The sequence below is a fragment of the Nocardia sp. NPDC087230 genome (assembly GCF_044744725.1).
GTDB lineage: Bacteria > Actinomycetota > Actinomycetes > Mycobacteriales > Mycobacteriaceae > Nocardia > Nocardia canadensis.
In genome coordinates, this window is the sequence record NZ_JBIUYV010000010.1 from 1 (window position 1) to 13,185 (window position 13,185).

13 protein-coding genes are annotated in these 13,185 nt (G+C 71.5%); 5 read left to right on the forward strand and 8 right to left on the reverse strand.

Going from position 1 to position 13,185, the window contains the following annotated elements:
- On the reverse strand, window positions 1-903 hold a 903-nt coding region (locus ACIO52_RS26675; protein ID WP_402647717.1), incomplete at its 3' end, for a DUF6882 domain-containing protein.
- Between the two features lie 124 nt (window positions 904-1,027).
- A complete protein-coding gene (locus ACIO52_RS26680; RefSeq protein WP_316575528.1) occupies window positions 1,028-2,776 on the reverse strand; it encodes a proline--tRNA ligase in 1,749 nt (582 codons plus the stop codon).
- A gap of 104 nt (window positions 2,777-2,880) precedes the next feature.
- On the opposite strand from ACIO52_RS26680, the gene yaaA reads away from it, so the two are divergent.
- Window positions 2,881-3,627, forward strand: coding sequence for a peroxide stress protein YaaA (gene yaaA / locus ACIO52_RS26685; protein ID WP_316575529.1), 747 nt, complete (start codon window positions 2,881-2,883; stop codon window positions 3,625-3,627).
- Here yaaA and ACIO52_RS26690 read toward each other — a convergent pair.
- The 4 genes from ACIO52_RS26690 to ACIO52_RS26705 form a co-directional block, all read right to left on the reverse strand.
- A complete protein-coding gene (locus tag ACIO52_RS26690) occupies window positions 3,617-4,009 on the reverse strand; it encodes a VOC family protein (RefSeq protein ID WP_218718499.1) in 393 nt (130 codons plus the stop codon). The two genes, yaaA and ACIO52_RS26690, sit on opposite strands and share 11 nt — an antisense overlap.
- Window positions 4,009-4,290, reverse strand: a complete 282-nt coding sequence (locus ACIO52_RS26695; RefSeq protein WP_308248476.1) for a metalloregulator ArsR/SmtB family transcription factor — start codon at window positions 4,288-4,290, stop codon at window positions 4,009-4,011. Before ACIO52_RS26695 ends, ACIO52_RS26690 begins: the two co-directional genes overlap by 1 nt.
- 89 nt (window positions 4,291-4,379) lie before the next feature.
- Window positions 4,380-5,060: an NADPH-dependent F420 reductase gene (locus tag ACIO52_RS26700; RefSeq protein WP_218718433.1), complete on the reverse strand. Its 681-nt coding sequence runs from the start codon at window positions 5,058-5,060 to the stop codon at window positions 4,380-4,382.
- A 90-nt stretch (window positions 5,061-5,150) separates the two neighbouring features.
- Complete coding sequence (locus tag ACIO52_RS26705) at window positions 5,151-6,086, reverse strand: LysR family transcriptional regulator (RefSeq protein ID WP_305082656.1); 936 nt, start codon at window positions 6,084-6,086, stop codon at window positions 5,151-5,153.
- A 110-nt stretch (window positions 6,087-6,196) separates the two neighbouring features.
- On the opposite strand from ACIO52_RS26705, the gene ACIO52_RS26710 reads away from it, so the two are divergent.
- Both ACIO52_RS26710 and ACIO52_RS26715 read left to right on the forward strand, forming a co-directional pair.
- The gene (locus ACIO52_RS26710) at window positions 6,197-6,889 is read left to right on the forward strand and encodes a type 1 glutamine amidotransferase domain-containing protein (RefSeq protein ID WP_218718434.1); all 693 of its coding nucleotides are present in this window, start codon (window positions 6,197-6,199) and stop codon (window positions 6,887-6,889) included.
- A gap of 90 nt (window positions 6,890-6,979) precedes the next feature.
- Entirely contained in the window at window positions 6,980-7,852 is an 873-nt protein-coding gene (locus ACIO52_RS26715; protein ID WP_316575531.1) for an SGNH/GDSL hydrolase family protein, read from the forward strand.
- A gap of 7 nt (window positions 7,853-7,859) precedes the next feature.
- Here the strand turns inward: ACIO52_RS26715 and ACIO52_RS26720 are convergent, their stop codons facing one another.
- Both ACIO52_RS26720 and ACIO52_RS26725 read right to left on the reverse strand, forming a co-directional pair.
- On the reverse strand, window positions 7,860-8,483 hold the full coding sequence (locus tag ACIO52_RS26720; RefSeq protein WP_218718436.1) for a metal-dependent phosphohydrolase: 624 nt from the start codon (window positions 8,481-8,483) through the stop codon (window positions 7,860-7,862).
- A gap of 67 nt (window positions 8,484-8,550) precedes the next feature.
- On the reverse strand, window positions 8,551-10,194 hold the full coding sequence (locus tag ACIO52_RS26725; RefSeq protein ID WP_218718437.1) for a PucR family transcriptional regulator: 1,644 nt from the start codon (window positions 10,192-10,194) through the stop codon (window positions 8,551-8,553).
- A 109-nt stretch (window positions 10,195-10,303) separates the two neighbouring features.
- Between ACIO52_RS26725 and ACIO52_RS26730 the strand changes: the two genes are divergently transcribed.
- Together ACIO52_RS26730 and ACIO52_RS26735 are read left to right on the forward strand one after the other, a co-directional pair.
- Window positions 10,304-11,794 (forward strand): CoA-acylating methylmalonate-semialdehyde dehydrogenase, encoded by a 1,491-nt coding sequence (locus ACIO52_RS26730; protein WP_218718438.1) that lies wholly within the window; start codon window positions 10,304-10,306, stop codon window positions 11,792-11,794.
- A gap of 19 nt (window positions 11,795-11,813) precedes the next feature.
- Window positions 11,814-13,160 (forward strand): aspartate aminotransferase family protein, encoded by a 1,347-nt coding sequence (locus ACIO52_RS26735; protein WP_316575532.1) that lies wholly within the window; start codon window positions 11,814-11,816, stop codon window positions 13,158-13,160.
- Window positions 13,161-13,185: the final 25 nt, after the last annotated feature.

Sequence of the window (13,185 nt, forward strand, 5' to 3'; positions counted from 1 at the left end):
GGCCCCCCCCCGGGGGCCGCGGCAAAACGCGAGGATCGCCCCTAACTGGGGGGCCCCGCGGGGGGGGGGGCGGGGGGGGGCGCGCCCCCCGCCCCGCAGCGAACCATGGCCGCCGACGGTGATCGCCGCGGCCGGTGCCAGCGCGACCAGCAGGCTGTCCGGGAAGAAGGGCGGAATCCGTTCGGGCCGTGGCCCGGCACCGGCCGGGGCGCTCGCACTCGCGCCGAGGACCTCGGCGCCGAGGAGCCGGTCACCGTCGCCGATACGGGCGATCAGCCGTGGCCCGTCGGGCAGCTGCACCTCCACGCCGTCGGCGGTGTCGCGCACGGGCAGGCGATGGCGATGGGCGTAACCGGCCACGACCGCTCGCGCGCCGGTGCCCGGCAGCATCCGGGCGGCGGCGCCCACCAGCTCGGCCACCCGTCCCGGGTCCGGTGTCGCGGACGGCACCTGCTCGTCGTCGACGATCAGGTAGGCGTACGCGCGCCCGCCGTGGTTGAACTTGGTCATCCCGCGAGCGCCGAGCGCTCCCAGCGCGATGATCGACAGATGATCGGCGGCCAGCATCGGATCGGGGAAGCCCGAGAGATCCACGACTCCCTCGGCGAATTCGGGAATCCCGTGCCGTAGTCCGAGCTCGCGCACCCGCGTCGACGCCGCGACGCCCGGCAAGCCCTCGAGGGTGGGCTTGGCCCACGCCCACATGAAGGTCAGGTCCTCGGCGTAGGTCCCGATCTCGCCGGACCCGGCGAACTCCCGCTCGCCGATCCAGACCCGACCGGACCGATGGTCCACCCGGGTCGGCCCCGGCCTGATCTGCTCCTGAAATACCGAATACTGCTCGATCGCCCCGCCGAGATAATCCCGCGCCAGCCGCAACAGCGAATCGCTGAACGTGTCCACGCGCTCGAAACTATCAGTCCCGGGCCTGTCCCCTCATGTCGAGCGGTGACCGGTCAATTCTTGTGGCGCAGCGGCTTTCGCCGACCCGGTCGCGTGCCGCGCACACGACCGGGGTCCGGCGAACTCAGCCGCGGATCTTCGCGGTGACCGCGGCGACGGCGTCCTCGGCCGCGATCTCCTCGGCCTCGCCGGTGAACCGGTTGCGCAGCTCGACCTTGCCGTCGGCCCAGCCACGGCCGATCACCAGGATCCAGGGCATGCCGAGCAGTTCGGCGTCCTTGAACTTGACGCCGGGCGAGGCGGTGCGGTCGTCGAAGAGGACCTCGAGGCCCTGCTTGTCCAGCCCGGCCACGACCTGCTCGGCGCCCTCGCGGGCGGCGGCGTCCTTGTTGGCGATCACCACGTGCACGTCGAACGGGGCGACCTCGGCGGGCCAGCGCAGGCCCTTGTCGTCGTGCTGCTGCTCGGCGATCACCGCGACCAGGCGGGACACACCGATGCCGTAGGAGCCCATGGTCAGTCGGACCGGCTTGCCGTTCTCGCCCAGCACGTCGACGTCGAAGGCATCGGTGTACTTGCGGCCGAGCTGGAAGATGTGGCCGATCTCGATGCCGCGGGCCGACACCAGCGGACCGGCGCCGTCGGGCGAGGGATCGCCGTCGCGGACCTCGGCGGCCTCGATGGTGCCGTCAGGGGTGAAGTCACGACCGACGACCAGCCCGACGACGTGCTTGCCCTGCGTGTCGGCGCCGGTGATCCAGGCGGTGCCCTCGACGACGCGCGGGTCGACGAGGTAGCGAACACCGTTGGCCTGCAGCGCCTTCGGGCCGATGTAGCCCTTCACCAGGAAGGGGTTCGCGGCGAAGTCGGCTTCGGTGAGCAACTCCACCTCGGCCGGCTCGACGGAGGCTTCGAGGCGCTTGTCGTCGACCTCGCGGTCACCGGGGACACCGATGCCGAGGATCTCGGTCTTGCCGTCCGGGTGGCGCAGCTTGACCATGACGTTCTTGAGCGTGTCGGCGGCGGTGACGGTGCGGTCGAGCACCTTCGCCTCGTTGGCCCAGTCGACCAGCGTCGCGATGGTGGGGGTGTTCGGGGTGTCGTATTCGACGGCGGCGGGCTGTCCCTCGAGCGGCAGCGGCGCGGGCGCGGGCGTGACCACGGCTTCCACGTTGGCCGCGTAGCCGGACTCGACGCAGCGCACGTAGGTGTCCTCACCGACGGGGCTCGCGGCGAGGAACTCCTCGGAGGCGCTGCCGCCCATCGCGCCGGAGGTGGCGGCCACGATGACGTACTCGACGCCGAGCCGCTCGAAGATGCGCTGGTAGGCCGCGCGGTGGGTGGCGTAGCTGGTGGCCAGGCCCGCGTCGTCGAGATCGAAGGAGTAGGAGTCCTTCATGGTGAACTCGCGACCGCGCAGGATGCCGGCGCGGGGACGTTCCTCGTCGCGGTACTTGTCCTGGATCTGGTACAGCGTGACCGGCAGATCCTTGTAGGAGTTGTACTCACCCTTGACGGTGAGCGCGAACAGTTCCTCGTGGGTGGGGCCGAGCAGGTAGTCGCCGCCCTTGCGGTCCTGCAGGCGGAACAGCGCGTCACCGTATTCGGTCCACCGGTTGGTGGTCTCGTAGGGCTCGCGCGGCAGCAGCGCGGGCAGGGAGATCTCCTGGGCGCCGGTGGCGTCCATCTCCTGGCGCACCACGTCCTCGATGCGGCGCAGCGTGCGCAGACCCAGCGGCAGCCACGAGTACACGCCGGGGGCGATCCGGCGGACATAGCCGGCGCGGACGAGCAGTTTGTGGCTGGGCACCTCGGCGTCGGCGGGATCGTCTCGCAGGGTGCGCAGGAACAGGCGGGAGAGGCGGGTGATCACGGATGCACAGGGTAGTCCCTGGTCCGGGACGCCGTGCAAGCCGATCGCGGTTGCGGGGCCACCACCGGCCGGGCCGGGCGCGGGCGCCGGTACCGTAGGCGATCGTGCTGGTGCTGCTGCCTCCCTCCGAAACCAAGTCCGACGGTGGGTCGGGCGCGCCCCTCGACCTGGCCGATCTGGCGATGCCGCAGCTCACGGCGGTGCGCGACAAGCTGATCACCGAGGTGGTGCAGCTCGCGGCCGACCCGGCCGCCGCCACCGCGGTGCTCGGCCTCGGCAAGTCCGCCGACGCCGAGATCGCCCGCAACGCGAGCCTGCGCACCTCGGCGACCCGGCCCGCGCTCGAGCGCTACACCGGCGTGCTCTACGACGCGCTGGACGCGGCGTCGTTCACCAAGGCGCAGCGCGCGAAGGCCTATGCGCGCCTCGGCATCGGCTCCGCACTGTTCGGCGCGGTCCGCGCGGCCGACCCGATTCCGGCCTACCGTCTCTCCGGCGGCACCAAACTGCCCGGCCTGCCGACCTTGTCGGCGGTGTGGCGCGATGTCCTGCCGGACGCCCTGTTCGCCGAGGCGGGCGGCGAACTCGTCATCGATCTGCGCTCGGGCACCTACCAGCAGCTGGGCCGGGTCCCCGACGCGATCACCGCCAACGTGCTCACCGAGCACCCCGACGGCTCCCGCACCGTGGTCAGCCACTTCAACAAGCATCACAAGGGCCTGCTGGCCCGCGCCCTGGTCCTGACCCGCGCGGAGCCGACCGACATCCGCGCGGTGGCGAAGGTGGCGACCAAGGCCGGCCTGCGCGCCGAGATCGCCTCCCCCACCGAACTTCTCATCATCACGCGGTAGCGGGTTCCATCAGCTGGATGAGGTTGCCGCAGGTGTCGTCGAAGACGGCGGTGGTGACCGCGCCCATCGGCTGGGGTGGCTGGGTGAACAGCACGCCGCGGTCGAGCAGGCGGCGGTATTCGGCGTCGAGGTCGTCGACGGTGAAGATCATGCAGGGGATGCCGTCGGCGGTGAGCGCGCTCTTGTAGTTCTGGGCGATCGGGTTCTGGTCGGGCTCGAGCAGCAACTGGATGCCGTCGACGTCGGCGGGCGAGACCAGGGTCAGCCAGTCGTACTCACCGATCGGCACCCGGTCCTTGACCTGGAAGCCGAGCACGTCGGTGTAGAACTTCTCGGCCTTGTCCTGGTCGTCGACGAAGATGCTGGTCACACCGATGCGGATCATGTGTCCTCCTGGGGAATCGGCCATCGCTCCGAGACCGCGCGCAGCGGCGTGAAATCGGCGTGATGGAACTTGTAGCGGCCTTGCCGACGGGTGGTCACCAGCCCCGCGGCCTCGAGCATGCCCAGGTGCTGGGTGATCGCCTGCCGCGACGAACTGATCCCGTGGCGGGTGGCGAGCTTGGCGCACAATTCGAACAGCGTCTGCCCGTCCCGCTCGGCCAGTTCGTCGAGCAGCGCGCGCCGTGTCGAATCCGCCAGGGCGGTGAAGATATCTGTCACGGCGTGCGCTCCTCCCGTCGTCTCCCCTCGAACCATAGGCAAGCGGTGGCTTGCATGTCAAGCATCGGCGCAGGTGGGAGGCTCTCGTCTCACACCGTGGCGGCTGCCAAGGCGGCCCGGATCGCCGCGATGTCGCCGGTGGTGGCGGCCGCGGGCGGCCAGGAATCGCCCGGGACGGCGTAGGGATGGACATAGACCGGGGTGTCGCGCTGGGAACGGCGGCTCTCGGCGAGCGTGCCGCCGTCGACCACGTCGTAGCCGAGCGCGTCGATCAGGTGGGCCGCGGCGATCTTCGCGGCCGGATCGTCGCCGAAGACCGGCAGCGCGGAGCGGTCGGCCGCGCCCGCGGGACGAGCGAGCGTGGCCAGGTGCTCGAAGTAGATGTTGTTGAACGCCTTGACCACCTGGGACTCGGGCAGGTGCCGCTGCAGCAGTTCGCTGGTGGTGACGGTGTCGGCGTCGAGTTCGGCGATCGCGCCGTCGCGCTCGGGGTAGTAGTTGTTGGTGTCGAGCACGACCTTGCCCGCCAGCGGCGCGACCGGTACCTGCTGATAGGCCTTCAGCGGCACGGTCACCACGACGAGGTCACCGGCGGCCGCCGCCTCCGCGGGCGTCGCCGCCCTGGCCCGCGGGCCGAGTTCGGCGACGAGGTCGGCCAGCGTCTCGGGTCCGCGAGAGTTGCTGAGCACCACGTCGATTCCGGCCGCCACCGCCAGCCGTGCCACCGTCGATCCGATATTGCCGCTGCCGATCAATCCGAGTGTCGTCATGTGCTCGGTCAACCACCGATCCGGTGCGACTGTTCCCCCGGCGCGGCAGCGAGAGATCCCCCACGGCTCGATCCGGGCGGGAATACCGGCTCACTCCGCGCGCCACGCGACCGCGGCGGCGAGCAGCCGGGCCCGGACCCGCTCGACGTGCGGGCGGGGCGCCCCACCGACCCGGCGGGCCAGGAACGCGGTGTTGATCGGCGGATCCGCCGGATCGAGCAGGGGCACCAGGGTGCCGTCGGCGAGCTCGTCCGTACACAGATAGCGCGGCAGCACGCTGATTCCCGCCCCGGCGAGCACCGCGGCCAGCACCGCCCGCAGATCGGGGACGATCAGGGCCGGGGTCGCCTCCAGCCGGGTCTCGAACACGTGCCGCCAGTAGCGGCGCAGGATCGGCAGGTCGGCCGCGTAACTGAGCAGCGGGAGGCCGTCGAGCGCGCCCGGTCCGGTGCGCCGCAGGCGCGCGGTGTCGACCCGGGCCGCCACCACCGGCGCCGCGACGAGCAGGAATTCCTCGTCGACGAGCGGCTCGGCGAGCACGGTCCGACCGCGCGGGCGCGCCGTCGAGATCACCAGATCGAGTGTCCCCGATCGCAGTTCGGCCAGCAGATCGTCGGTGAGGCCGGCCCGGACCGTCAGCCGCACCCCCTCGGCGAGCAGCGGCGCGAGGGCGGGCAGCACCTGCGCGGCCAACATCTCGGCGGGCCCGCCCAGCAGCACCGGCGGCTCGGGCGGCGCCGGTGTGTCGGCGACGGGGCCACCCACGACCGACGCGAGCGCGTCCAGCGGGGCGCTCACCCGTGCCGCCAGCTCGTGACCGGCGGCCGTCGGCGCCACCCCGCGCGGCAGCCGCTCGAACAGCGGCGTGCCCAGGTACCGTTCCAGCGCCTGGACCTGCGTGGTCACCGTGGGCTGGGACAGCCCCACCTGGGCGGCGCCCGCGGTGAGCGATCCGGTCCGATAGACCGCCAGGAAGGTCCGCAACTGCACCAGATCCATCGAGCCATCGGCTGGCCTATGTCTCATATAGGCCATCCTATTGGTCAGGAAATGCCCGAGTACCTAGCGTCGAGAGTGCGACCCGACGACGCTGCCGGCCGATCGCCCCGAAACCCGTTGAATGGAGAAGGAATCCGATGGCACACATCCTGTTCGTCCTCACCGGCGCCGATCACTGGACCCTGGCGGACGGCACGAAGCACCCCACCGGGTACTGGGCCGAGGAATTCGCCGCGCCGTACGCGGCGTTCACCGGCGCGGGCCATACCGTCACCGTCGCGACGCCGGGCGGGGTGACCCCGCCGGTCGACCAGGGCAGTCTGGCACCCGAGGCCAACGGCGGGGCCGAGCGCGCGCGGGAGATCGCCGAGATCCTGGCCGGGGCGCAGGCCCTGCGGCAGCCGATCCCGCTCGCCGAGGTCGATCTCGCCGACTACGACGCCGTGTTCTATCCCGGCGGGCACGGCCCGATGGAGGATCTCGCGGTCGATCCCGTCTCGGGTGCGCTCCTGGTCGACGCGCTGGCCTCGGGCAAGCCGCTCGGTGTGGTCTGCCACGCGCCCGCCGCCCTGCTCGCGACCGCCGACGCCGACGGCAAGTCACCCTTCGCCGGGTATCGAGTCGCCGCGTTCAGCAATGCCGAGGAGACCCAGGCAGGCTTGGCCGACAAGGCGAAGTGGCTGCTCGAGGACCGTCTCGTCGCGCTCGGCGTCGACTATCGCGAGGGTGCGCCGTGGGCCCCGCACATCGAGGTCGACCGCACGCTCTACACCGGCCAGAACCCGGCGTCGTCGGCGCCGCTCGCGGCACGGATGCTCGACGCCCTCTGACCCACCGCCCGGCGGACCGCCACCGGCCCGCCGGGCGTTCGTGTCGGGTCGCACTTGTGGCGTGGCCCACATGCTCCTACTCTTCGCGCTGTGGATCCCCGTCGTTCGCTGAAGAACTGTCTGCGCGTGCTCGCCGCGGTCGTCTGTCTCGCCGCACTGCCGTCGGCCCCCGCCCAGGCCGAGCCCTCGACCCCGGACGGCGCGACCTATGTCGCGCTCGGTGATTCCGGGGCCGCGACCACCGGCGCCGCGAACCTCGACCTCGGCGCGCCCCTGCGCTGCGTGCGGTCAACGACCAACGCGCCCAAGCTGGTCGCCGAGCGCCTGCGGCTCACACTCGACGACCGCACGTGCAGCTCGGCGAAGATCCCCGACCTCTACACCGCCCAGACCGGCGGCGTCGCACCACAACTCGACGCGCTCGGGCCCGCGACGAAGATCGTCACCGTGCACATCGGCGCCAACGACGCCGAGATGACGAAGTACATCCTCGGCGACTGCCACGCGGGCGCGGCGTCGGGCGGGTGCGCCGCGGCCGCCGATCCCGCGTGGGACGCCGGCATCGACGCCATCGCCCCGGCCTACGCCGCCGCTCTCACCGAGATCACCCGCCGCGCGCCCGGCGCCACGATCTTCGTCGACGGCTGGCCCACCTACCTGGCCGACACCAGCTGCCCGGCGATGCTCGGCCTGCTGCCCGCCGACGCCGCCTACATCCAGTCGAAGTTCGCCCGTCTCAACACCGTCGTGGCCCGCGAGGCCGCCGCGCAGGGCGCGATCTACGTCGACACCATCGCCGCCTCGCCCGCCCTCGGCATGTGCGCCGATCCGGCCGTACGCTGGTTCGACCCGCTGGTGGCCGATCAGACCCTGCTCCCCTATCACCCCACCCTGGCCGGGCAGCGCGGCGTGGCCGAACTGCTCACCGCCGCCATCGAATCCAGCGGCGCCCTGCACCGCTGAGCCGAGTTCACTCGGTGAGCTGGGCCAGCTCCGCCGCCAGATTCGCGCGCGCCCGCTCCTCGTAGCGGGCGCGGGCCGCCGGAGTCCGGTACAGCACAGGCTGATTCGCGATCGAGCGCAGCACCGCGGCGCGACCGGCGCGGAACAGGTCGTCGGGGACGTGCGCGTACTCGGTGCGCACGGCGGTCGCGTAGGCGGCGTAACTCGCCGGATCGCCCCCGAGGACGACCAGGTCGGCATCGCAGAGCACCGCGCCGTTGGTGTCGCCCGCCTCGGCGTCGTGACCGCGGGTGAGCAGGACCAGCCGGACCACCTCGTCCACCAACGGCCGTGCGGCGCCCAGGGATTCGAGGACATCGCGGGCCAGGTCGGCGCTGCGTTCCTCGTTGTCGGCGCGGTCGACGGCGTAGATCGCGTCGTGGAAGAACGCGGCGTAGCGCACCGCGTCGATATCGGCTGCGCTGTCGGCCCATTCGTCGATCGCGCGCAGCATCGCGCGCAGATGCTCGGCGGTGTGATAGTGGCGATGGGGTTCGCTGTAGCGGGCGATGATCCCGGCTCCGAGAGGAACGGAGTCCGGTCCGGCCAGAGCGGTCCAGCGGTCGAGAAGATCCAGCGACGACAACGTCATGGGCTCCAGTGTCGGCGGACTCCCGCTCGCCGACAACCCCGATTTCCTGTGAGATCGGCACGATGGCCTACCGCGGGTCGCCGCCGCCGGTGAGTTCGCGGACCAGTAGCGCGGTGTGCAGCGAGGTCCGGGACTCGCCGTCGTCGAGATCGACGGCGAGGATGCGCTCGATCCGGGCGAGCCGGTCGTAGAGCGTCGGCCTGCTGATGGCGAGCGCCTTGGCGAGCTCGGTCTTGTTGCCCGCCAGGTCGAGAAAGCGGCGCAGGGTGGCGGTCAGATCGCTGCCGTGCCGGATGTCGTGGCGCAGCAGGGCGCTCAGTTCGGTCTCGGCGAAACTCTGCACCCGGGGGTCGTCGCGGATCAGCGAGAGCAGGCCGCGCAGCCGAATATCCGCGCTGCGGAAGAACATCCGGGTGGGCGCGGCGCGCATCGAGGCCGCGACGGTGGCGACCTCCGTGGCGTCGGCGAGTCCGCTCGCGGTGTCGAGCAGGGAGTCGGAGTCGGCGCCGACGCCGATCACCGCGCGCCGGACACCGTCGACCCGGCGCACCTCGGTGAGCACAGCCGCGCACACCGTGGCGAGCCGCTCGTCGACGACAGCGCCCCGGGCGAGGGCCAGGATCATCGCGACCCGTTCCCCGTCGATCGCGAGTGATCGCGCGCCCGCACCACGCGGCCCGGGCCGGTGCTCGGTGGCACTGAGCGCCGAGGCGCCGACGAGGCCGAGCCCGTGGGTCACCGCCTCGACCACCGCCGCGCTGCGCCGTTGCGCCGCCACCGGATCCGGGTCGGCGACGGCGTCGATCTCGATGGACAGGGGCACGTAGCGGGCATGCCGGTGCAGCCCGAGCGCGGCCGCCCGCGCCTGCGCGTCGCGCTCGTCGCCGACCCTGCCCTCGACGAGGTCGGCGATCAGGCCGGTCTGGGCCCGGCGGTGCAGACCGAACCGGTCCTTGTCGATCATCCGGTGCAGGGTCAGGGTCTGTGCCGCGCGCTCGAGCACCATCCGCGCGCGCGGTGTCGGTCCGTGGTCCGCGCGCAGGATCAGCCTGCCCCAGCGCTGCATCTGCGGGCCGACGTCGACCACGCCCTCGCCGCCGGGCAGCAGTCGCGAGGTCGCCTCCCAGTTCTCCAGCAGCGCCGAGGAGGTGGTGTGCCGGGCGGTCGCGGCCAGTACCCGGTGGGCCAGGTCCTCCAGCACGACCGACGCGTCGAGCATGGTCGCCGCGGTGCGCACGATCTCGGCGAGCGCGGCCCGGCGCACACTGAGTTCGGTGAAGGTCTCGTGCACGGTCCTGGCGAACTCGAGCTCGGCGTACTGGTCGGCGACGATCGCGCGATGGACGGCCTCGGTGATCTCGACGAAGCGGGTCACCCGGTGCAGCACGATCACCGGCAGCCCGAGGTCGGCGGCCGTGGCCGCGACGACCGGGCCCAGCTCGCTCACATAGCTGCCCAGTTCCACCACCAGGCCCGCGACCCCGGCCGCGGCCAACGAGCGCAGGTAGGCCACGCGCGCCGGCTCCGGCGCGGCCAGCGCCTGCCCGGTGGTCAGGATCAATTCCGCGCCGACCAGCACGTCGGCGACCTCGGCCAGGTCGCTGACGTGCACCCAGCGCACCGGCCGGTCCAGGTGGGCCCCGCAGATCACCTCGGGCTGACCTGCCTGGACCACCGGCGTGGCGAGCACATCGGCCACGGTCAACAACACCGACGAATCGTAATACGAATGCCGCGACTCCGTACAGATCGTCGGCCCTCGCGCGGGTGGGGATGGACCAGGGTGGAAGCACCACCGTTCCCGGCGAAACGAGGTCTCCATGCAGTCCATCGGCCACTGGATCGACGGCAAGTCCGTCACCGGCACCAGCGAGGCGATCGCCCCGGTCACCGATCCGGCGACGGGCGCGGTCACCGGCGAGGTGGCCCTGGCGAACGTGGCCGACACCCGCGCGGCGATCGACGCCGCGACCGTGGCCTTCGCGACCTGGCGCGACACCTCGCTGACCCGCCGCACCCAGGTGCTGTTCCGGTTCCGCGAGCTGCTCGCCGAGCGCAAGGAGGAGCTGGCGGCGATCATCACCGCCGAGCACGGCAAGGTGGCCGCCGACGCGCTCGGCGAGGTCACCCGCGGCCTGGAAGTCGTCGAATTCGCCTGTGGCATCCCGCATCTGCTCAAGGGCTCGTTCACCGAGAACGCCTCGACCGAGGTCGACATCCATTCCGTGCGCCAGCCACTGGGCCCGGTCGCGATCATCTCGCCGTTCAATTTCCCGGCCATGGTGCCGATGTGGTTCTTCCCGCTGGCCATCGGCGCGGGCAACACCGTGGTGCTCAAGCCCAGCGAGAAGGACCCGTCGGCGGCACTGTGGCTGGCGCGGCTGTGGCAGGAGGCCGGGCTGCCCGACGGTGTGTTCAATGTCGTGCAGGGCGACAAGGTGGCCGTGGACGAACTGCTCGACAACCCCGGCATCAAGGCGGTCTCGTTCGTCGGCTCCACCCCGATCGCCAAGTACGTCTTCCAGCGCGGCACCGCGGCGGGCAAGCGGGTGCAGGCCCTCGGCGGGGCGAAGAACCACATGGTGGTGCTGCCCGACGCCGATCTGGACCTGGCCGCCGATGCCGCGGTCAACGCGGGCTTCGGCTCGGCGGGTGAGCGGTGCATGGCGATCAGCGTGGTGGTCGCGGTCGGCGGGGTCGCCGACGAGCTGGTCACCAAGATCGCCGAGCGCGCGTCGACCATCGTCACCGGGGCCGGGACCTCCGGCGCCGACATGGGTCCGCTGATCACCCGGGCCCACCGCGATCGCGTCGCGGAGTACATCGACGCCGGCGAGAACGCGGGCGCCCGGGTGGTGCTCGACGGCCGTCCGCTGATCGTCGAAGGCGCGCCGGACGGATTCTGGCTCGGGCCTACCGTTCTCGACGGGGTCACGCCGTCGATGAGCGTGTACACCGACGAGATCTTCGGACCGGTGCTCTCGGTCGTGCGGGTCGGCACCTACGAGGAGGCGGTGGCGTTGATCAACGCCAACCGCTACGGCAACGGCACCGCCGTGTTCACCAACGACGGCGGCGCGGCGCGGCGGTTCCACCACGAGGTGGAGGTGGGCATGGTCGGGGTCAACGTCCCGATCCCGGTTCCCCTCGCCTACTACAGTTTCGGCGGCTGGAAGAACTCGCTGTTCGGCGACTCGCACGCGCACGGCACCGACGGCGTGCACTTCTTCACCCGCACCAAGGCGATCACCACCCGCTGGCTCGACCCCAGCCACGGCGGGCTGGAACTCGGCTTCCCGCAGAACAAGTGACCGGACAGGAGCATTGTCGATGACGCTTTCCGACGAGGCCGCCCGCGCCTACGAACTCGATCGCCGCCACGTCTTCCATTCCTGGTCGGCGCAGGCCCAGGTGTCGCCGATCGTCCTCACCGCCGCCGAGGGCTGCTACGTGTGGGACGGCGAGGGCAACCGGCTGCTCGACTTCTCCTCGATGATGGTGAACACCAATATCGGGCACCAGCATCCGAAGGTGGTCGCCGCGATCGCCGCGCAGGCGGCCGAACTGTGCACGGTCGGCCCGGCCTTCGCCAATGCCGCCCGGTCCGAGGCGGCCCGGCTGATCAGCGAGCTCACGCCGGGGGACCTGGACAAGATCTTCTTCACCAACGGCGGCGCCGACGCGGTCGAGCACGCCATCCGGATGGCGCGCCTGCACACCGGACGGCCGAAAGTGCTCGCGCGGTACCGCTCCTATCACGGCGGCACCGAGACGGCGGTCAATGTCACCGGTGACCCGCGGCGCTGGCCCAACGACCACGGCACCAGCGGGGTGGTGCACTTCTTCGGCCCGTTCCTGTACCGCTCGGAGTTCCACGCGAGCGACGAAGCACAGGAGACCCAGCGCGCCCTCGAGCATCTCGAGCGCACCATCGCGATGGAGGGTCCGGCCACGATCGCGGCGATCGTGCTGGAATCGGTGCCGGGCACCGCGGGCATCATGGTGCCGACCACCGAGTACATGCGCGGCGTGCGGGAGCTGTGCGACCGGCACGGCATCGTGTTCATCGCCGACGAGGTGATGGCGGGCTTCGGCCGCACCGGAAAATGGTTCGCCATCGACAATTTCGAGGTCGTGCCGGATCTGATCACCTTCGCCAAAGGCGTGAACTCCGGCTACGTGCCGCTGGGCGGCGTCGCGATCAGCGCCGCCATCGCGGCGACCTTCGCCGACCGGCCGTACCCGGGCGGGCTCACCTATTCGGGTCATCCGCTGGCGACCGCGGCGGCGGTGGCCACGATCACCGCGATGCGCGAGGAGCGGATCGTGGAGAACGCGGCCGAGATCGGCGCGCGGGTCATCGGGCCGGGGCTGCGGGAACTCGCGCAGCGGCATCCGAGCATCGGTGAGGTACGCGGGCTCGGGGTGTTCTGGGCGCTCGAGCTGGTGCGCGACCGTGCCACCAGGGAACCGCTGGCCCCCTACGGCGGCACCAGTCCCGCGATGACCGAACTCGTCGCCGCCTGTCGGCGCGGCGGACTGCTGACATTCGTGAACTTCAACCGGCTGCACGTGGTGCCGCCGTGCGTGATCACCGAGTCCGAGGTCAAAGAGGGGCTGGCGATTCTCGACCAGGCGCTCACCGTCGCCGACGCGCACACCGTCGACGCGCCGTAGGACCGGCCGTTTCGCGGCGGGCGGA

Excerpts from the sequence above, each read along its gene's own strand:
- ACIO52_RS26700 (WP_218718433.1), bottom strand. The coding sequence starts at position 5,060 with ATGACGACACTCGGATTGATCGGCAGCGGCAATATCGGATCGACGGTG.
- ACIO52_RS26705 (WP_305082656.1), bottom strand. The coding sequence starts at position 6,086 with ATGAGACATAGGCCAGCCGATGGCTCGATGGATCTGGTGCAGTTGCGG.
- ACIO52_RS26710 (WP_218718434.1), top strand. The coding sequence starts at position 6,197 with ATGGCACACATCCTGTTCGTCCTCACCGGCGCCGATCACTGGACCCTG.
- ACIO52_RS26720 (WP_218718436.1), bottom strand. The coding sequence starts at position 8,483 with ATGACGTTGTCGTCGCTGGATCTTCTCGACCGCTGGACCGCTCTGGCC.
- ACIO52_RS26730 (WP_218718438.1), top strand. The coding sequence starts at position 10,304 with ATGCAGTCCATCGGCCACTGGATCGACGGCAAGTCCGTCACCGGCACC.
- ACIO52_RS26735 (WP_316575532.1), top strand. The coding sequence starts at position 11,814 with ATGACGCTTTCCGACGAGGCCGCCCGCGCCTACGAACTCGATCGCCGC.